The organism is Acinetobacter sp. YH12112 (assembly GCF_013418945.1).
Taxonomy (GTDB): domain Bacteria; phylum Pseudomonadota; class Gammaproteobacteria; order Pseudomonadales; family Moraxellaceae; genus Acinetobacter; species Acinetobacter indicus.
The window spans coordinates 12615-31232 of the sequence record NZ_VPBA01000006.1; the positions used below are offsets into that span (position 1 = coordinate 12615).

17 protein-coding genes and 1 pseudogene are annotated in these 18618 nt (G+C 46.5%); 9 read left to right on the plus strand and 9 right to left on the minus strand.

Annotated elements, in window-relative coordinates; translation table 11 throughout:
• The first annotated feature begins 195 nt into the window (after window positions 1-195).
• The gene (locus FTU50_RS03420) at window positions 196-552 is read left to right on the plus strand and encodes a hypothetical protein (RefSeq protein WP_005181692.1); all 357 of its coding nucleotides are present in this window, start codon (window positions 196-198) and stop codon (window positions 550-552) included.
• Window positions 553-608: 56 nt separating this feature from the next.
• On the opposite strand, the gene FTU50_RS03425 is transcribed toward FTU50_RS03420, so the two are convergent.
• A complete protein-coding gene (locus tag FTU50_RS03425) occupies window positions 609-1091 on the minus strand; it encodes a DUF4442 domain-containing protein (protein WP_163143096.1) in 483 nt (160 codons plus the stop codon).
• 134 nt (window positions 1092-1225) lie between these two features.
• Between FTU50_RS03425 and FTU50_RS03430 the strand changes: the two genes are divergently transcribed.
• The 5 genes from FTU50_RS03430 to htpG all read left to right on the plus strand — a co-directional run bounded on the left by FTU50_RS03430 (window position 1226) and on the right by htpG (window position 7080).
• A complete protein-coding gene (locus FTU50_RS03430; RefSeq protein WP_180054596.1) occupies window positions 1226-2101 on the plus strand; it encodes an alpha/beta fold hydrolase in 876 nt (291 codons plus the stop codon).
• A 110-nt stretch (window positions 2102-2211) separates the two neighbouring features.
• A complete protein-coding gene (locus tag FTU50_RS03435) occupies window positions 2212-3579 on the plus strand; it encodes a Na+/H+ antiporter family protein (RefSeq protein WP_005181697.1) in 1368 nt (455 codons plus the stop codon).
• 357 nt (window positions 3580-3936) lie between these two features.
• Window positions 3937-4551 carry an OmpW family protein gene (locus FTU50_RS03440; protein ID WP_168398350.1) on the plus strand — a complete coding sequence of 205 codons (615 nt, stop codon included), beginning with the start codon at window positions 3937-3939 and terminating at the stop codon, window positions 4549-4551.
• 172 nt (window positions 4552-4723) lie between these two features.
• Window positions 4724-5068 (plus strand): lysozyme inhibitor LprI family protein, encoded by a 345-nt coding sequence (locus FTU50_RS03445; RefSeq protein ID WP_180054594.1) that lies wholly within the window; start codon window positions 4724-4726, stop codon window positions 5066-5068.
• A 92-nt stretch (window positions 5069-5160) separates the two neighbouring features.
• Window positions 5161-7080, plus strand: a complete 1920-nt coding sequence (gene htpG, locus FTU50_RS03450) for a molecular chaperone HtpG (protein WP_180054592.1) — start codon at window positions 5161-5163, stop codon at window positions 7078-7080.
• Between the two features lie 59 nt (window positions 7081-7139).
• Here htpG and FTU50_RS03455 read toward each other — a convergent pair.
• The 4 genes and pseudogenes from FTU50_RS03455 to FTU50_RS03470 all read right to left on the minus strand — a co-directional run.
• Window positions 7140-8102 (minus strand): annotated as a pseudogene (locus FTU50_RS03455) (hypothetical protein); the annotation flags it as partial.
• 262 nt (window positions 8103-8364) lie between these two features.
• Window positions 8365-9702 (minus strand): hypothetical protein, encoded by a 1338-nt coding sequence (locus tag FTU50_RS03460; RefSeq protein ID WP_180046148.1) that lies wholly within the window; start codon window positions 9700-9702, stop codon window positions 8365-8367.
• Between the two features lie 9 nt (window positions 9703-9711).
• Window positions 9712-9891: a hypothetical protein gene (locus FTU50_RS03465; RefSeq protein WP_005181710.1), complete on the minus strand. Its 180-nt coding sequence runs from the start codon at window positions 9889-9891 to the stop codon at window positions 9712-9714.
• Between the two features lie 322 nt (window positions 9892-10213).
• Complete coding sequence (locus FTU50_RS03470; protein WP_168369786.1) at window positions 10214-10375, minus strand: hypothetical protein; 162 nt, start codon at window positions 10373-10375, stop codon at window positions 10214-10216.
• A 405-nt stretch (window positions 10376-10780) separates the two neighbouring features.
• Here FTU50_RS03470 and FTU50_RS03475 point away from each other — a divergent pair, with 405 nt between their 5' ends.
• Window positions 10781-10981: a dodecin family protein gene (locus FTU50_RS03475; RefSeq protein WP_005181715.1), complete on the plus strand. Its 201-nt coding sequence runs from the start codon at window positions 10781-10783 to the stop codon at window positions 10979-10981.
• A 65-nt stretch (window positions 10982-11046) separates the two neighbouring features.
• Here FTU50_RS03475 and FTU50_RS03480 read toward each other — a convergent pair whose 3' ends face one another.
• On the minus strand, window positions 11047-11730 hold the full coding sequence (locus tag FTU50_RS03480) for a DsbA family protein (protein ID WP_180054590.1): 684 nt from the start codon (window positions 11728-11730) through the stop codon (window positions 11047-11049).
• Between the two features lie 283 nt (window positions 11731-12013).
• Between FTU50_RS03480 and FTU50_RS03485 the strand changes: the two genes are divergently transcribed.
• Together FTU50_RS03485 and FTU50_RS03490 are read left to right on the plus strand one after the other, a co-directional pair.
• A complete protein-coding gene (locus tag FTU50_RS03485; protein ID WP_180069492.1) occupies window positions 12014-12763 on the plus strand; it encodes a hypothetical protein in 750 nt (249 codons plus the stop codon).
• A gap of 548 nt (window positions 12764-13311) precedes the next feature.
• The gene (locus tag FTU50_RS03490; protein WP_180069495.1) at window positions 13312-14673 is read left to right on the plus strand and encodes a nucleobase:cation symporter-2 family protein; all 1362 of its coding nucleotides are present in this window, start codon (window positions 13312-13314) and stop codon (window positions 14671-14673) included.
• Window positions 14674-14822: 149 nt separating this feature from the next.
• On the opposite strand, the gene fadA is transcribed toward FTU50_RS03490, so the two are convergent.
• The 3 genes from fadA to FTU50_RS03505 form a co-directional block, all read right to left on the minus strand.
• Window positions 14823-15995: an acetyl-CoA C-acyltransferase FadA gene (gene fadA, locus FTU50_RS03495; protein ID WP_034588021.1), complete on the minus strand. Its 1173-nt coding sequence runs from the start codon at window positions 15993-15995 to the stop codon at window positions 14823-14825.
• A gap of 12 nt (window positions 15996-16007) precedes the next feature.
• Window positions 16008-18161 carry a fatty acid oxidation complex subunit alpha FadB gene (gene fadB / locus FTU50_RS03500; protein WP_180054587.1) on the minus strand — a complete coding sequence of 718 codons (2154 nt, stop codon included), beginning with the start codon at window positions 18159-18161 and terminating at the stop codon, window positions 16008-16010.
• A gap of 126 nt (window positions 18162-18287) precedes the next feature.
• A complete protein-coding gene (locus FTU50_RS03505; protein WP_034598125.1) occupies window positions 18288-18509 on the minus strand; it encodes a hypothetical protein in 222 nt (73 codons plus the stop codon).
• Window positions 18510-18618 lie beyond the last annotated feature (109 nt).

An 18618-nucleotide genomic window follows, 5' to 3' on the forward strand; every position in this document is an offset into this window, starting at 1 on the left:
TCGGGCGTCTTTTTTTATGCCTGAAAAAAGGGTATCGCGCTGTACTTTGGCGTTAGATGGGCCGGGTTGCTGCTGCAAAGCGGGTGTTTTTACATAAATCCTCTATTGGTTACCAAGTTGGTAACATATTGCTCAGATTCGACCCATCAATATCGAATAAGCTAAAGCTATGACCAAAACAGGGGAAGAGCGATCATGAAAAAAGTTATCGGTGTTATGGCAGCCGCCACCTTATCTACCTTTATGCTGGCCGGCTGTGAAAGTATGTCTCCAAATGAACAGCGTATTGGTGCAGCGGCCTTAGGTGGTGCAATTGGTGGTGGTGTTGGTGGTAATGTCGGCGGTACTGCAGGTGCAGCCATTGGTGGTGGTGCCGGTGCAGCAGTGGGTAGTAAAACCCAGGATGGTTCAAACCGTAACGCGACCTATAGTGGTGTCGGCGGTGCAATTGGTTCTGCGGTAGGTAAAAGCATCTTCGGTGGTAGTACTGGTGCAGCGATTGGTGGTGCGATTGGTGGCGGTGCAGGTGCCGCGATTGAGCAGAACCGCTAAGTCTGGTTTAGACGATCTCACATAAAAAAAGCGCTTAAAGATAAGCGCTTTTTTATTTAGCCGGCAGCATGCGGCTTTTTGCGGCGGATGTATACCGTCTTTTCTACCTCGGCAATACGTACGCCGGCTTCATCAAAAATATTCAGGTGATAGTTGCGATACACCGGTGCGTAATTCTCGGCCAGTTCCCGAATGGTATCGACCTCCATGGCATTGAGACGGATATCGGCATAGACCATACTTCGACCGGGCGCTAAAAAGCGGATGGTCGCGGCTTTATCCCAGACAATATATTTTGAGCCAAGATGATGCATCAACAGCAGCATATAAAACGGATCGACCATGGCATACAGGCTACCGCCAAAATGTACCCCGACAATATTCTGGTTTTTACGTGTCAGTGGCATTTTGACACGAATGTGGTAATTGGCCAGATCCATTTTCTCGACCGCAATACCGGCGCCGCGATAGGGGGCATAGCGATTGATCAGGAATTTGGACAGGGTCGGAATTGTCTGTAGTTTTTTTAAAAGGCTCATAAGGGTCAATTATTTTTATTGCACTGATCTGCATACTAGAACAGAAACCGGCAGGTGGCATTGATTTGATTGACTGCGCTTGCCAATAAACAGCCAATACAAGAAATCACCCATAAACAGAACAGGATGTCATCATGCACGCTCATACGCAGTGGATTCATACCTCAGACCAGCAGCGCCTGTATGTCAAAAGCTGGGGCAATCCCGACAATCCGGCGCTGGTACTGGTTCATGGTTATCCCGACAATCAGGAAGTCTGGGAAGCTGTTATTGCCCAGCTGATTCAGGATTTTTATATTGTGACCTATGATGTGCGTGGGGCCGGTCAGTCTTCCATTCCGAAGCATATTCGTGATTATCGGCTGGCACGCCTGTCTGAAGATTTAGTGACCGTAGTGGATGCGGTGCTACCCAACCGGCCATTTCATTTGGCCGCGCATGATTGGGGTTCAATTCAGTCTTGGGAGTCGGTGACCGATGCCCGGTTTCGCCAGCGGATTCTCTCTTACAGCAGCATTTCCGGGCCTTGTCTAGATCATGCTGCATTCTGGATGCGTGCGCAGTTACAGCAGGGTAAGGCCAAATTCTTAAAACAGCTGGGCAAGTCCTGGTATATCGCTGTGTTTCAATTGCCCTTACTGGCACCGACGGTGTGGCAATACATGAGTGCAGAGCGCTGGGGCAAAATGCTACAGCAGCTGGAGCAAAGCCCGGGTCTGGCCTTAAACCCGAATATCCAGCAGGATGGTCAATATGGCGTCAATCTGTATCGGGCCAATTTTATCCCGCGTTTGCTTAAACCACGTCAGCGTGTGGCGATTTGTCCGGTACAGGCCGTGGTACTGACCGAAGACCGCTTTGTCAGTCCGGAGCTGATTGATGAAGTGCCGAACTGGGCAGCAGACTTCCAGCGAGTGGAGATTGCGGCCAATCACTGGGCAATTTTAAGCCAGCCGGAGCGGATTGCTCAACATCTTCGGGATTTTGCATTTTCAAAATCAGGCAGTTAATTTGACTGTTACTGGCAAGGTCAAGACAAATATCGAACAGCGCAACAACAGCAGCTAAATAGCGATCAATCTCTGATAAAATAGCGTTTTTTCTCGATCCGTCTTTTCTTATGTTTGCAATTCTTGCCGCCATCGCAGTCATGTTCGGGCTGTCGTTGGCACGTGTTCCTGTTGTTTTTGCACTGGTCATTGGTGCCGTTACGGGTGGTTTGCTGGCTGGTTTGGGCCTGCAAGGTACTTTAGAGGCGTTTAATAATGGCCTGGGCGGTGGTGCTAAAATTGCTTTGGCCTACGGTATTTTAGGTGCTTTTGCACTGGCTCTGGCGCGTTCAGGTTTACCTGATTTATTGGCCTATAAAATGATTCACACCTTAAAGGGTGAGGCCGATCTGAAAGCGCAAAACCGGGTCAAATACTTTATTTTCCTGGTGGTGGCCATTGCCGCGGTATTCTCCCAGAACGTGATTCCGGTACATATTGCCTTTATTCCGGTATTGATTCCGCCATTGTTGATGGTATTTAACCACCTGAAACTGGACCGTCGTCTGGTGGCCTGTTTATTGACCTTTGGTCTGGTGGCCACCTATATGCTGGTGCCGGTCGGATTTGGCGCCATCTTCCTGAATGATATTCTGGGCCATAATATTAATACCTTTGGCAAGCCGTATGGATTTGAGATCAGCTATGACCAGATTCCAACAGCGATGGCCATTCCGGTATTCGGGATGTTTGTCGGTTTGCTGATCGCGGTGTTTTTCTCATACCGTAAGCCACGTGAATATAAAGACGTGCATATTGAAGAGCAGCAAAGCATTTCGGCTGAAATGGGTGTGGCACAAAAATCAGGTCAACCTGAAGTGGCGACGTTCACCATCTGGATGGCAGTCATTGCGATTCTGGTAACCCTTGGCGTGCAGCTGTATTCAGATTCGATGATTCTGGCCGGTCTGGTTGGTGTAGCGATTCTGAGCTGTGCCGGGATCTTTAAGTGGAAAGAAGCGGACGATGTTATTATTACCGGTATGCGGATGATGGCACTGGTTGGCTTTATTATGATTGCTGCGCAAGGTTTTGCTGCCGTGATTGAGGCAACAGGACAGGTTTCTGCACTGGTTGAAGCGTCGGTTGACTGGATTGGTAATAGCCAGGCACTTGCAGCCTTTTTAATGTTGTTGATTGGTTTGCTGATTACTCTGGGTATCGGTTCATCATTCTCTACCATTCCGATTCTGGCGATTATTTATGTACCGCTCTGTATTCAATTTGGTTTTAGTCCTGCAGCAACTATTGCGATCATTGGGACTGCGGCTGCACTGGGCGATGCCGGTTCACCTGCTTCGGATTCGACCTTGGGGCCAACCTCAGGCCTGAATATGGATGGTCAGCATGACCATATGAAAGACAGTGTGGTACCGACCTTTATTCACTTTAATATCCCGCTGATGATTTTTGGCTGGATTGCCGCCATGGTGCTTTAACCTGAAATATCCCGGGAATAAAATCCCGGGATTTTTTTTGAATCATAGATGTATTTATAATAAATCTTATAATCATTTTGATAATATAATAATAGATGTATTTAAAATATATATTATAAAGTTTTTAAAATAAACCTGAGTATTTTAATCTGAATAATATTATTTAATCTTGATAAAACAGGTTGGTATTTAAAACCAAGCTGCGTGGTTGGTTAAAATAAATTAATTTAATAATCAATGGTTTAAAAATAATATAAAATTATTATATTGGGTAAGTGTTGCATATTAATTTCTAACGTGTTTATTATTAATTAATGTTTAATTTTTGAATAAATAATCTTCCAGTGGGGTATTAAAATGTTAAAGCAAATTACACTCGTTGCATTAATGGGTCTTTCTGCTTCTGCGATGGCAGGCCAATGGCAAGTCAAGCTGGGCGGTTCGGTTGTTGCGCCAACGCAAGATACTTTTGTGGATGGATTGGGTACCTTTGAAGCTGATCATGAATATGCATTTACCCCGTCGGTTGAATATTTCTTTAATGACAATATTTCGACAGAACTGCTTTTAGCTGCACCAATCAACCATGATGTTCAGTTAGCGGGTACAGATGTGGTACGTATTAAACATTTACCACCAACGCTGACGGCAAAATACCATTTTAAAAACAGCACTGGTTTCACGCCGTATATTGGTGTTGGTGGTACCGCGTTTGTAGCATGGGATGAAGAAACAAAAGGTGCGCTAACTGGTTTAGATGTAAAAGTAAAAGAAGATTTTGGTTTTGCCGGCCAGATTGGTTTTAATTTCCAGCCAGCAGATGCCAAGAACTGGGGCGTATTCTTTGATGCACGTTATGCGCAGCTTAGCCCAGAAGTAACTGCTAAGACGGCTGCAGGTGATACAGCAGCTAAATTTGATCTGGATATTGATCCAATGGTGTACACCATCGGTTATAGCTACAAATTCTAATTATAAAAAAGTACCAATAATAAAATTCAGCGTAGCCCCATCCTGATGATGGGGCCTTTTTATTGCAAAATGATAACAATAGAACAAAATCAGAATATTGAGTTAAGTATTCGTTTTCATTTAATTTGTAGTGAATGAAATGAAAGAAATGAAAAAAGTGAGAAGATCAAATATGAATAGAAATACAACCTTTGCCTTGGTCTTCGCCAGTTTGATCAGCCTGCCTGCCGCTGCAGCCAGCTTTAATTGTGAACGTGCTCAAACCCCAACCGAACATGCCATTTGTGAACATCGTAATGTTAATGATGCTGATGTGAAAATGGCTACCACCTATAAAATTATTAACCGTCTGGTACCGATGGGGACACGTTCGGCCATACGGGATGAACAGGTGCGCTGGCTGGCCCTGCGTGACCGCTGTGGCCAGTCGATTGAATGTCTGGCTCAGGTTTACCAGATGCGTCAGCAAAAGCTGGAGCAGTATATGCAGCGGGTCTATCAGCAGGGCCCATTTTAATATTTTTTTGTTTTCCTATTGAAAAATTGTCGCCTCACTCCAATTCATAAGGCATTCCAATACAACAATGCTGTCAATTTAAGGAGTGATGAATGAGCGAACAAAGCGCACAAAAACACAGTTTCCAGGCTGAAGTGGCTCAGCTTTTACATTTGGTGACGCATTCTCTTTATTCCAACCCTGAAATTTTTCTGCGTGAACTGATTTCTAACGCCTCTGATGCCTGCGATAAATTGCGTTTCGAAGGCATCAACCATCCTGAATATTATGAAAATGATCCGGACCTGCGCGTGCGTGTGCGTCTGGATGCAGAGAACCATACCCTGACCATTTCCGATAACGGTATTGGCTTAAGCCAGCAGGAAGCGATTGATAACCTGGGCACCATTGCCAAATCGGGCACCAAAGACTTTATGTCCAAGCTGACCGGTGATCAAAAAGCCGATGCCCAGCTGATTGGCCAGTTTGGGGTGGGTTTCTACTCCGGTTTTATTGTGGCCGATAAAATTACCGTAGAATCACGCCGTGCCGGTCTGGACGCATCGGAAGGTGTACGCTGGATCAGCGGTGGCACCGGTGAATTTGAAGTCGAGCAAATCAACAAGGAAGGTCGTGGTACCGACATCATCCTGCATTTACGTGAAGATGCGCTGGACTATCTGCAAAGCTATAAAGTGAAGCAGATTATCAATAAATATTCTGATCACATCAGCCTGCCCATTCAAATGCAAAAAGAAGTCTGGCAGGAAGAGGAAGTAGCGGAAGGTGAACAGCCAAAAGGCGGCCAGTATGTGAAAACTGATGAATGGGAAGCGATTAACTCGGCCAGTGCTTTATGGACCCGCAGTAAAAACGAGATTAGCGAAGAACAGTATATCGAGTTTTATAAAAACCTGAGCCATGATTTTGAGGCACCGCTGGCCTGGTCGCATAACCGTGTCGAAGGCAGCACCGAATATACCCAGTTGCTGTATATTCCGCCAAAAGCACCACATGATATTTTTACCCGCGAAGCCAAAGCTGGCATCAAGCTGTATGTCAAACGCGTATTTATTATGGATGATGCTGACAACCTGATTCCAAACTATTTGCGTTTTGTACAGGGTGTGGTGGATAGCGCCGATTTACCACTGAACGTCAGCCGTGAACTGCTACAGGAAAGCCGCGACGTGAAAACTATCCGTGAAGGTAACGCACGCCGTGTGCTGACCATGCTGGATGGTCTGGCCAAATCTGAAGATGAAAAAGACCAGAACAACTTCAAGACTTTCTATCGTGAATTTGGTTCGGTCTTAAAAGAAGGCCTGGGCGAAGACTTTGGTAACCGTGAGCGTATCCTGAAATTATTACGCTATGCGACCTCCACCCAGGATGAGGTCAGTACCTCACTGGCAGATTACAAAGCGCGGATGCAGGACGGCCAGAAAGCCATTTACTATGTAACCGCAGATAGCCTGACCGCGGCCAAGAACTCGCCGCAGCTGGAGCTGTTCAAGAAAAAAGGCATTGAAGTCCTGCTGATGACTGAACGTGTTGATGAATGGGCCATGAACTTCGTACATGAGTTTGATGGTACACCGCTGCAAAACGTGTCTAAAGGTGCGGTCGATTTGGGCGATCTGCAAGATGCTGAAGAGAAGAAGGCACTGGAACAGGCGGCAGAGCAGTTTAAGCCAGTGGTGGAGCAGCTGTCTGAATCACTGAAAGATAAAACCAAAGAAGTGCGCGTGACCACACGATTGGTTGATTCTCCGGCCTGTCTGGTTACGGCTGATGGGGAATTGTCGCCACAGCTGATCCGGATGCTGAAAGATGCCGGTCAGCCGGTGCCAGAAATGAAGCCGATTCTGGAAATTAACCCGCAGCATCCACTGGTGCAAAAACTGCAAGGTTCGGCTCAGTTTGATGATCTGGCCAATGTGATTTTTGATCAGGCCCTGATTGCAGAAGGGGGACTGCCAGAAAATCCGGCAGAGTACCTGAAACGGATCAACAGCTTATTATTGAAATAAGCCCATCAAAAAACCTCCTGCGGGAGGTTTTTTAATGCACGATTATATTGTTGACGGCTTTAGAACAGGGCTTCTAAACGCAGCAAGACACTCGGGTAATGGCTGCGGTCTTCACGGTCATCATTATAGTAATTCAGGTCGCCCTGCACAAAAAACCATTCACGCAAGAACGGCTGACGCCAGGACACAAACGGTCCCCAGCTGTTCAGGCGTAAATCATCATTATGATAATAACCGCCGGTGTAGAGTCCGTAGTTAAAACGGTTGCCGTGGAAGAACTGGTGCTGTCTAAAGCTGTAATTGTCCCATCTGAGGTCATCATCCTGTTCATCGGCATAGGTCAGGCTAAACTGGTTGCTTAAAAACGGATGATCAGGCCGGGCATGAATAAGTTCCAGGTTGGTTCTTAAATAGTTTTCACTGTCGAGACCGTAACGGTAAATCTGCTCGGCATGAAAGGAAAAATCATTGACCAGTTCCCAGTCCTTGGCAATTTTTAAACGGGCATAAATATCATCGCCAGAACGCACCCCGAGGTCGGCATCAGTTTCAAAGGGTAAGCGTTCAGTGAAGTCAGACCAGCGTAAGGCCAGAGAGCTGTTGTCTTCACGTGCCCGTCGGCCATCCAGGGTTTTGTCCGGGCTGTTGCTGGGGTTTTCATTGGTAATGGCAACACTATTTTGCAGTTCGTTATCCAGTGAGTCATCACCAAAGACCAGACTTAATTTGCGTTCCAGCGTCGGCAGTTTAATCCGGCCACGTACCCGCGGTTTAATATCGTAGTCATCATATTTGTTCCAGCGACTGTCGACCAGAATACGCAAGGTCGCAGAGGCGGGTTCTTCGGGGCTGGTTTCTCCAAACCAGTTATCAATTTTATGTGCGGTATTGTCTGCCCAGTGGCGAATCTGTTTCTGGCGCCGGTCTACCCAGCTTTGTTCTTCGGTTTCATGCGTGGGCGGCACAATCGGTTCATTCGACTGTTCCGGCAAAATGGTCGGGGTGGCATCAATCAGCCGCGGCAGGGTATAGAAAAAACCATTACCCGCCTCAGTTTCGGGCACCAGTGGCACCTCATAACCTGGTGGTGCGGTCTGCGGTTCTGTCTCCAGGTTGGTATTGTTGTCTGCAACCGTATATCCACTGCCTAACAGGCAAAATAATAATAATGATGGCGCTATAAAATGTACTTTTCTTGGCATTATTTACTGATCTTTAAGCTCTTTTTGCTAGTGTTGAAAATCTTCAGGCGAAAAGCAAGATGCAGCTACAAAAACATAAACATTAACTGGCGGTGAGCCGTTGAATGGCCTGAACCAGACGTAAAGGGTCGACCGGCGCAGGCAGGTGATTCAAGACTTTTTGAATGATTTGCCAGCTCACGCCCTGCTGACGATCGAGCAGAATATAGGGATAGGCCGGTTCGGTACGCGCCAGTTGTAAACGCTGCTGGCCATGAATCAGGCGAATTTTTTGTCGCTCTTTTAATAAAATCAGCGGGGTGGCCAGCGTGGCTGCTGTTTCCTCAAACTGGATAAATTTCTGGGTATGAATCAGGTGCAGCGGAATAAACGGATAATAATCTTCTTTGTGCCAGATCATCTGCTCGGCATGTTGATAGCACTGAAACAGACTGTCCAGCGCAAACAGCTGGCTTTCCAGTACAGCGCTGTCTATTTCACGAATTGCGGCAATTTCATGTTCATGCTGCTGGCTAAAGGCGTGGGCAAAACGGGTGGCTTGCATGGCATCCAAGGCGCCAAACAAGACCAGATATTTAATAAAACGACCTTGGGCATTGATCTGCTCGGCCACATAACCGGGGCGCTTGAGCAGAGCTGCTTGCTCTGCATCATGAACCAGCACATCGGCATACTGCATCACTTCAGGCCGGGCTGGTAAAAATACCCGGCACAGTTTTTCCGCCGGCAGATGGTCCAGGGGTAATTCGGAAATCGGGCAGCTGAGCTGATTGAGCAGCAGATGACGGGCGCTAGACTCTGCTTCGGGTACGGAATCTGCTTGCTGTTCAGGCTGAACAGGTGCGGCTTTGGTAGGCTTGAACTGCTGAGCTGCTGCTTCAGGTTCTATCGCTACAGATGAACGTGCTGCGACGGTATGCTGAAAGGCCTGCGTTGCGGCATAGTTTTGCTGGTTAAGTAATTCCAGATCGGTGTGCAGACTGCGATACTGATGCTGCTGTTGCAACATCCAGCGATAGACCTGTTCCAGATTGCCCCAGTCACTGAGCAGGGCAGTACGTGCGGGTGCCGGAATCAGCCAGATTTGCCAGCCGGAGGCGGGCTGATACAAGATGGCCCAACCTGAATCGGGCTGGGCATATAAGGCCTGTTCTAGCGCCTCGACCTGCTGAAACACGCCCCGAAAAGAACGTGCATAAATGGTGTCACGCGCAAATTCTTCGGCAGAACGTTCCGGCTGCACCTGTGTCTTATAGGCCAGAATCTGCTTTTTAAACAGAGGCTGGTCGCATTCAACAAAAATACTTTTAATCCGGCTTTTGGCCTTGGCGGTTTCATACAGACTCAAGGAACGGCGCTCCAGCGCGCCCGTTAGGTCGTGCAGTTCTTTAATCAGCCGGGATTTTTCTAAAGTATTCATGGTGGAAACTTAAACCAGTTGTTGTGCTTTTTCCAGATAACTGGCCAGGACAATATTCAGGGCCAGTTCAACCAATTTGTATTCGGCAGAATGCGGCTGTGAATAATGTTCCGCCAGCGCCACCAGATTTTCTACATTAATCTCTTGTGGAGAAATTTTTCTCTGAATCAGGGCTTGAAGTTCGTGCATTGCTCTCTCATCAACCTGGACTTAAATAATTGTTTTGGATCACTTTGATTATAGGTATTTCACTAAAAATTACATGAAAAAAAATGTCAGCTTTTGTGGATTTTTAGGCATTTATGACAGAAATTGGGATTTCAATATAAGAAATATTAAAAAATTTTTTAGATAAATTTCAGTTAAATCAGAGAATAAACAGATCATGCTGCCGAATTGACAAAAAATGTCAGTCTCAAATTGTCCGGTCGGATCAGGTGCAAGGCACAGAATGGCCCCAAACTGCAATAAAAAAAGCAGACCTGAGGTCTGCTTGTATTTAAAGAAGTGCTTAAGCTTCTTTGTTCTGTTCAGCGCTTGCAGGCTGATCATTGCTCACGGTTTCAGTGTGGGCTTTTTCAGTCGGGAAGCTTGGTACATAAACCATTTCTGCTGATACATTGGCTGCATACAGGGTGACCATAAACAGGCCAAGCGCTTTTAAAACGTTCATCAATCTTACCTTCACAAAAAAAGGATGACTTGGGAGAAAAGTCATCGTGGGAGAGTGTATTCAAACAACGGCTATGATAGCGCGTTGTGATTGAGAGAAAATGATCATATCGGCAAGTTTAAGACTTTTTGTTAAAAAATAACATTTAAAAACAATAAATTAGAATAATTGCTCTAATCATTTAGCTACAAGATTTAAATTAATGATGATTTTTACAAGAACGAGATCATCCTGTTTTAAGATGAAAAAATCTCCAGATTTTTTGCCCCATCCACGCGTCATCTCTGTACAAATCCCTTGATCTGTATAGAGATGTAAGTTTTTGACGCGGTATGGTTAAGCGCTCTTTTATTGTCTATTTTTTATTCTAAGATGAACGTTTATACCAACACTGAGGGATCAATCATGGCGATTGCAAAAGTAGTAGAAGTGAATGCCAGCAGTAATAAAAGTTTTGAAGATGCCATTCAAAGCGGCATTGCCAAAGTCGGTGAAACAGTCAAAAACCTGCAGGGTGCCTGGATTAATGAACAGAAAGTGGTGATTAAGGACAATAAGATTACCGAGTATCGGGTTAATTTAAAAATCAGTTTCCTGGTGGAATAAAGTACATAGAAAAAAATCCCCGTAAGGGGATTTTTTATGGCAGCGATGCTTAAGGATGTAACTACTTATTGTTCCGGTACATCGCACTGGTCATCCTGACATTGCGCGCCGTTGTCTGTAGGTGTTTCCAAAGCTTTTTTCAGCACCTGTTCAAACACTTCCCGTGGCTGGGCACCGGCTAAAGCAACGCGCTGGTCAAATACAAAAAAGGGTACGCCCGTCACTTTAAGCTGATCACGTGCTACATCCTGATCAAATTTCACAAAATCGGCATAGGCATCAGAATCGAGCACATCATCGACTTCCACCGGGTTTAAACCGATACGTGCAGCGACATCTTCCAGCGTTTCGCGTTCGCCAATGGCCAGACCTTGGGTCATATAGCTGTAGAAAAAAGCCTCTTTGGCGTCATTGCCCAAGCCTTTGCTTTGCGCCAGATGAATCAGACGGTGGGCATTCAAGGTATTGCCGGAATTGGCCTGTTCCCAGTTAAACTGGATGCCTTCTTCAGCAGCCATGCTGGCAATATTGCGCTGCATGTCTTCTACTTCTGCCAAGGTACGGCCATATTTTTGTGCCAGACGTTCAGAGTTGGAAATTTCCTGACGTTCCGGTGCCTCCGGGTCAAGCTGGAAGCTGTGCCAGTGCACCTCAAGTTCTACGCCGACCTGTGCTGCCGCGGCTTCAAGACGTTTTTTGCCGATATAACAGAAAGGGCAGACCACATCGGACCAGATATCTACACGCATGAATATTCTCTTTGCATTGTTTTCAACTATTGATGGGGATGATTTGCCTGAATTAAAGCCGAGATGGGTACTTTGCCGCCAGCAAACCGTATTTTTCATCCTCATCACTTTATATTTTTTGAAAATGAGCTAAACAATAAAAAATTAGCTGAATAAAATAAATCACTTAAGTCATTTTTATTGTTTGATCTTTTGTGTGCTTTGTTGAATAATTTTGTCTAAAAAACAGGCGATACAACAACAAAGCGTTATGATAACGAGAAATACAACAAGAGGACAGGATATGCGACGTATAGTGTGGATCATCGTCCTCGTGACCTGTGCCGTGTTTGGATTGATGTTTTATCAATATCAGGCACAACAAAAAGAACTGACCCAATTACACGAATATCAGAACGTACTGTATGACAAGGCCGAGCAGATTTATATACAGGCGCAGGATTGGTCGACCCCGATTCAGGTTGATCCGTCCGATCCGCGTTTAAGCGGTGATTATGCCCTGATGGCTGAATTTGTGATTAGCCATCTGGTGCAAAGTGCCGAAGCGCGTAACAGCTATTTACGCGAACTGAAAGCGTTGCAATGGGATCAGTTTCTGGATATTAAACGCCTGAATGAAGATAAAAAACAGGACTATGCCGAAACCGAAGCCATGCTGTCACAGGTCAAGGCTATGATGGAGCTATATCAGGAGCATCTGACTGAACATGAAGCACAGGCGCTGGCCCAAATTGAAGAATTACCGATTAAATCGCATCTACGCCGTCAGTTAAGTGAATCTCTGCTGGAAAGCCGCCAGAATGATGAAGGCACAGTGCTGTTTGAGCTGGAAAAACAGAGCCTGAGTCAGGCCTATGTGCTGCTTGGGATTCTAAAAAATAATCGCTGGGAAATGAAAAACAACCTGTTTATGTTCTATGAAGATGCAGGCCTGAAACAGTTTAATCAGGCCTATCAGGACATGCTCAAGCTGAATCAGCAAATGCAGGAGATTACCCAGGCGCATCAGCAGGCATTGGCTGAAAAACTGTAAGTAACAGCTCAACTTCTTACACCTGTTTTAAGCCAAAGCTTAATACTGCCCCAATACCGTGATGGGGCAGTATCGGTAGATGTAAGGTGTATCCTTAATGATCATAGAGTCACGGGCTCAGGACATATTTTAGTACTGCTGCTGGCCGCGATGGCTGTGAAAATGCACTGTGAGTGTACAGCCTCTAGCGCTTTTTAAGGGTGTGGATGGCTACGAGTTATATACATGGACAGCATCGTGCGTGATCCATTTAAAAAGAGGAAAAGAATAAAATTATGAATGAAAAAATATTGGTATAAGTAATTGATAAAATTCTAAAATTTAAGAAATTATCTTTCTATTCTTCCTTGTTTTTAACTAGTTCATCTCCTCCTCATGTTGGTGCCGATTTACCAGCAAAATCCGGCAGATTTTTTTTTAAAATGGCATAGTAATTGCTCCAATCCCGCAGGAATAGCGCTTGTCTGCAACATGCAGGCAAGGGCCAGTATATTTTTAAAAGATGGCTTCAGAGAAAAGCATCACTGAGCTGCGGCGTGGGGCTACATATGACAACGAGCAAACAGAATATTTCGCCCGAAGATGAATTTTTAGGGGCAGGAAAAAGCCTGACTTATGGCTTACAGCATGTATTAACCATGTATGGCGGTATTGTGGCACCGCCGTTAATTGTCGGCACAGCGGCCGGTTTAACTGCTGCGCAAATTGGGATTTTGATTACTGCCTCATTATTTATGGGCGGACTGGCGACCCTGTTACAAACCTTAGGCGTGAAATATTTCGGGGCACGCTTGCCACTGGTACAAGGCGTGTCCTTTGCCGGCGTGGCCACCATGGTCGGTATTGCCACCACGGGTGGCGGTTTTAATGCCATTCTGGGCGCGGTGATTGCCTCCTCCTTAATCGGGTTATTGCTGGCACCTTTCTTTGCCAAGATTATCCGTTTCTTTCCACCGGTGGTGACCGGCTGTGTGATTACCATCATCGGCCTGTCTTTATTGCCGGTGGCCGTGCGCTGGATTATGGGTGGTAATAGCAATGCACCTGACTGGGGTTCTATGCAGAATATTGGTCTGGCCGCCATGACCTTGGGGATTTTGCTGCTTTTAAGCCGTTTTGGTTCTGAAACCATTCGCCGTACCGGAATTTTACTGGCAATTCTGATCGGTTCGATTCTGGCCTATGCGCTGGGTTTTGGAGATTTTTCCAAAGTGGGTGAGGGCGCCTGGTTTGCCTTTCCTGACTTTTTGGCTTTTGGTGCACCGACTTTTAACCTGTCCGCAATTCTGTCCATGACCATTGTGATGGTGGTGGTGTTAACTGAAACCACGGCCGATATTATTGCGGTGGGAGATATTGTCGGTGCCAAAGTCGATGACAAGCGTATTGCCAATGGCTTGCGCGCCGATATGATTTCCTCAGCAGTAGCGCCCTTCTTTGGCACCTTTATGCAAAGTGCCTTTGCCCAGAACGTGGGACTGGTGGCGATTACCGGTGTGAAAAGCCGCTTTGTGGTAGCTGCCGGTGGCCTGATTCTGGTGATTTTGGGCCTGCTACCGATTATGGGCCGTATTATTGCTTCCATTCCTACGCCGGTATTAGGCGGCGCTGGTCTGGTCCTATTTGGTACAGTGGCGGCCAGCGGAATTCGTACTTTATCTAAACTGGACTATAGCGATCAGAAAAACCTGATTATTGTCGCGACGTCTCTGGCTGCCGGGATGATTCCAATTATTGATCATTCTTTCTATGCCCAGTTTCCAACCTGGTTTAAAACCCTGTTCCATTCGGGCATTAGCTCGACCTGTGTGATGGCGATTTTCCTGAATATCCTGTTTAACCATCTTCATTTTGGTAAAAAGACAACGGTTGAGCCAGTGTTAACCACAGTGGCCAAGCCGGAACATTAAGGCGATGAGCTGAAGCTTGCTTCAGTCGTGATTGAGATGCAATTTAAAAATGCCCGATGTAGCACATGGGGCGTTTTGTTTTGAATAATTTTCGCGAAAATAAAAAATCCCCGCCGAAGCGAGGATTTTTTGATCGAAGTATTTAAGAATTAAACACGTTCGATAATGGTCGCGATACCTTGACCCAGACCAATACACATGGTCGCAAGACCGATTTGAGTATCTTGCTGCTCCATTACATTTAGCAGGGTAGTCGTGATACGTGCACCAGAACAACCCAATGGGTGACCCAACGCAATCGCACCACCGTTCAGGTTCACGATGTCCTGTTTTTCATACAGACCTAAGCCTTTCAGAACAGACAGACCTTGTGCAGCGAACGCTTCGTTCAGCTCAACGGTCTGCATGTCTTCAATTTTCAGGCCAGCACGTTTAAGCGCTTTCTGAGTTGCTGGTACAGGACCATAACCCATGATCGCAGCGTCACAGCCTGCAACCGCCATAGAACGGATCACTGCACGTGGTTTTAGACCAAGCGCCTGAGCACGTTCAGCAGACATCAGCAGCATTGCAGATGCACCGTCAGACAGCGCAGAAGAAGTCGCAGCAGTTACCGAACCACCTTTAGGGTCGAATACTGGTTTCAGTGCTTTGAACGCTTCCAGGTTCGCATCTGGACGGATTACTTCGTCGATGTCGCACAGTTTTCTAAAGCCGTTCGCATCATGACCTTCGATCCCGATGATTTCGTTCTTGAAACGGCCTTCCTGAGTTGCAGCCCAAGCACGGCGGTGAGATTCAACACCGAACGCATCTTGTTCTTCACGGGTAATGCCATTCATGCGACCTAACATTTCAGCAGTTAAGCCCATCATGTTAGATGCTTTTGCATAGTGTTTAGATGCTTCTGGGTTCAGGTCGATGCCGTGCATCATGCCAACGTGACCCATGTGTTCTACACCACCGATGATGAAGATATCACCCTGGCCAGTTGCGATTTGCGCAGCTGCGGTGTGGATTGCCTGCATAGAAGAACCACACAGACGGTTTACCGTTTGACCTGCAACAGTTTTAGGAAGATCCGCCAGCAACGCGATGTTACGCGCGATGTTCATGCCTTGTTCAAGCGTCTGGTTGACACAACCCCAGATCACGTCTTCAACTTCGTTGACATCGAATTGGTTACGAGCAACCAGCGCACGTACCAGTTCAGCAGAAAGGCTGTCAGCACGTACATTGCGGAACATACCATTTTTGGATTTACCCATTGCTGAACGTACGCCATCAACGATGACAACGTCACGTGGATTTAAAGTAGCCATTCACGTTGCTCCTTAACCGTAGAATTTTTTATTGTTAGCAGCCATGTCGCGCAGAGATTGCGGCGCTTCATAAGCTTTCCCTAAATGTGCGTACTTGTTGCAAAGCGCAACGTACTCAGCTACACCAGTTTGGTCGATGTAACGGCATGGGCCACCACGGAATGGAGGGAAGCCTACACCCATGATCATTGCCATGTCTGCTTCAGCAGGTGTTGCAACGATGTTGTCTTCCAGACAACGAACAGTTTCGTTACAGAATGCCAGCATCATGCGGTCAATGATCTCTTGCGGATCAAATTCACGTTTTTCAGCGGTTGCAACAGAAGCCACAAGTTCGTAAGCAGTTGGGTCAACCTGTTTCGCTTTCTTGCCTTTCTTGTCCAGTTCGTACTTGTAGAAACCAACGTCGTTTTTCTGACCTAGACGTTTGTTTTCGTACATCACCTGGATTGAACCTTTGAAGTCTGGCTTCATACGGTCCGGGAAGCCTTCCGCCATGACTTCTGCACCGTGAACGCCAGTGTCGATACCAACCACGTCCATCAGGTAAGCAGGGCCCATAGGCCAGCCGAATTTTTCCATCACTTTGTCAACTTGCTGGAAGTCAGCACCGTCTTTCAGTAACAGGTCAAATGCACCGAAGTAAGGGAACAGTACACGGTTTACCAGGAAGCCCGGACAGTCATTTACCACGATTGGTGTTTTACCCATTTTCTGGGCAAGAACAACGGTAGTCGCGATTGCTTCAGGAGAAGTTTTTTCACCGCGGATGACTTCTACCAGTGGCATCATGTGTACCGGGTTGAAGAAGTGCATACCCACGAAGTTCTCAGGACGCTCCAGGTTTTCAGCCAGACGTGTGATTGAGATGGTAGACGTGTTAGAAGCAATGATCGTATTTTCACGCACTTTCGCTTCAGTTTCTTTCAGTACGATGCCTTTCACTTTCGGGTTTTCAGTAACCGCTTCGATCACGATATCCACTTCTTTAAACTCGTCATAGCTTAAAGTAGGACGGATGCGCGCCAGGGTTTCACCCATTTGCGCCGGTTTCATCTTCTTGCGTTCAACCTGCTTGGTCAGCAGTTTGTTTGCTTCAGACATACCCAGTGCAAGTTGCGGGTTACCGATGTCTTTCATGATGATAGGGGTGCCTTTGCTTGCCGCCTGGTAAGCAATACCACCACCCATGATACCAGCGCCTAGAACAGCCGCTTGGTTTACAGGATGCGCACCTTTTTCATATTTCTTGGAAGTTTTCTTCACCACCTGGTCGTTCAGGAATAGGCCGATCAGCGCACCCGCTTGTGGGGTGACCGCAGCTTTGGCGAAACCTTGAGCTTCAGCTTTCAGTGCATCGTTACGTGGAAGGCTTGCACCTGCCTGTAAAGAATCCAGCATCAGCTTAGGCGCTGGGTATTGAGCAGGGTTTGCTTTTGCCAGTACTGCACCTTTGGCAGTATTGAACGCCATCATTTGCTCAAGCATGCTCAGTTTTACAGGATCAAGTTTTTCCTGACGTTTTGCTTTCCAGTCCAGACGGCCAGCTGCTGCCTGTTTAGCCAGATCAACCGCTGCTTCAGTCAGTTTGTCTGCGACAACAACGGCATCTACTGCACCATCTTTTAATGCTGCGGCTGGTTTTTTCGGATTAGCCATTGCCATCCATTCCACCGCATTGTCGATCCCGATTAAACGGCTTAAACGTACCGTACCACCAAAGCCCGGGAAGATTCCCAGCTTGATTTCTGGCAGGCCGACTTGCGCCTGTTCGGACATGACACGGTAGTCACAAACCAGACACATTTCAAAACCGCCACCCAGCGCCATACCATTAATGGCAGCGACTTTAGGAATATCTAAATCTTCAAAGCTATTGAAGATGTCGTGAACAGGCAAGGCCCATTCCACAATTGCTTGTTCGCCTTGTGCGAAGTTTTCACCAAACTCAGTGATATCTGCACCCACGATGAAGGTCGATTTGCCTGAAGTGACCACCAAGCCTTTAATTTCACTATTGGCTTTGACAGCGTCAATTGCAGCTTTAAAATCTTCAATCGTTGCACGGTTAAATTTGTTGACCGACTCACCTTGTAAGTCAAAGCGGAATTCTGCAATTCCGTCCGAAAGCATTTGGACGGTAATGGCATTGCCAGCGTGGATCATGCCTGATCTCCTTTATTTTGGAGGATTTCTAAGTTGATGTTGTGAAGCGAGTGTGCATTTCCCGCACACTTCTATGCCTCGCTAATCTTACGATAACTATATCGAAAAAGAACATAACAAGTTGTATCAAGCCGTGACGCAAGGGTCATCAATTTTTCTATGCCCAATCAAGGTCTTGTTCCCTTTCTTCTCCTGCTTATTTCGCTTAAAAGCAGATGAAGTACTTGTTTCAGTTTTACTTTTTTGGCGCGGTTGCCTTCTGTTTATAACGGAAAAAGCTGCTACTGCCCATGCCGGAGTTGTGGTGTTTTGGTCAAAAAAGTCAATTTGTGTGAATGGACAGGGCATTGCAAGCACCTGAACAGCGCCAGTTTTGCAACGCTGTGTCTTAAACGCCTGGCTGATTGGCCTGGCTAAATTTGTTATACTCGCCGATATTTTGGCTTGTCTGTTGTCC

Excerpts from the sequence above, each read along its gene's own strand:
- FTU50_RS03420 (WP_005181692.1), top strand. The coding sequence starts at position 196 with ATGAAAAAAGTTATCGGTGTTATGGCAGCCGCCACCTTATCTACCTTT.
- htpG (WP_180054592.1), top strand. The coding sequence starts at position 5,161 with ATGAGCGAACAAAGCGCACAAAAACACAGTTTCCAGGCTGAAGTGGCT.
- FTU50_RS03465 (WP_005181710.1), bottom strand. The coding sequence starts at position 9,891 with ATGCACGAACTTCAAGCCCTGATTCAGAGAAAAATTTCTCCACAAGAG.
- fadB (WP_180054587.1), bottom strand. The coding sequence starts at position 18,161 with ATGATCCACGCTGGCAATGCCATTACCGTCCAAATGCTTTCGGACGGA.
- FTU50_RS03470 (WP_168369786.1), bottom strand. The coding sequence starts at position 10,375 with ATGAACGTTTTAAAAGCGCTTGGCCTGTTTATGGTCACCCTGTATGCA.
- FTU50_RS03480 (WP_180054590.1), bottom strand. The coding sequence starts at position 11,730 with ATGCGTGTAGATATCTGGTCCGATGTGGTCTGCCCTTTCTGTTATATC.
- FTU50_RS03490 (WP_180069495.1), top strand. The coding sequence starts at position 13,312 with ATGACAACGAGCAAACAGAATATTTCGCCCGAAGATGAATTTTTAGGG.
- FTU50_RS03430 (WP_180054596.1), top strand. The coding sequence starts at position 1,226 with ATGCACGCTCATACGCAGTGGATTCATACCTCAGACCAGCAGCGCCTG.
- FTU50_RS03440 (WP_168398350.1), top strand. The coding sequence starts at position 3,937 with ATGTTAAAGCAAATTACACTCGTTGCATTAATGGGTCTTTCTGCTTCT.
- FTU50_RS03445 (WP_180054594.1), top strand. The coding sequence starts at position 4,724 with ATGAATAGAAATACAACCTTTGCCTTGGTCTTCGCCAGTTTGATCAGC.
- FTU50_RS03505 (WP_034598125.1), bottom strand. The coding sequence starts at position 18,509 with ATGCCCTGTCCATTCACACAAATTGACTTTTTTGACCAAAACACCACA.
- FTU50_RS03435 (WP_005181697.1), top strand. The coding sequence starts at position 2,212 with ATGTTTGCAATTCTTGCCGCCATCGCAGTCATGTTCGGGCTGTCGTTG.
- FTU50_RS03475 (WP_005181715.1), top strand. The coding sequence starts at position 10,781 with ATGGCGATTGCAAAAGTAGTAGAAGTGAATGCCAGCAGTAATAAAAGT.
- fadA (WP_034588021.1), bottom strand. The coding sequence starts at position 15,995 with ATGGCTACTTTAAATCCACGTGACGTTGTCATCGTTGATGGCGTACGT.
- FTU50_RS03460 (WP_180046148.1), bottom strand. The coding sequence starts at position 9,702 with ATGAATACTTTAGAAAAATCCCGGCTGATTAAAGAACTGCACGACCTA.
- FTU50_RS03425 (WP_163143096.1), bottom strand. The coding sequence starts at position 1,091 with ATGAGCCTTTTAAAAAAACTACAGACAATTCCGACCCTGTCCAAATTC.
- FTU50_RS03485 (WP_180069492.1), top strand. The coding sequence starts at position 12,014 with ATGCGACGTATAGTGTGGATCATCGTCCTCGTGACCTGTGCCGTGTTT.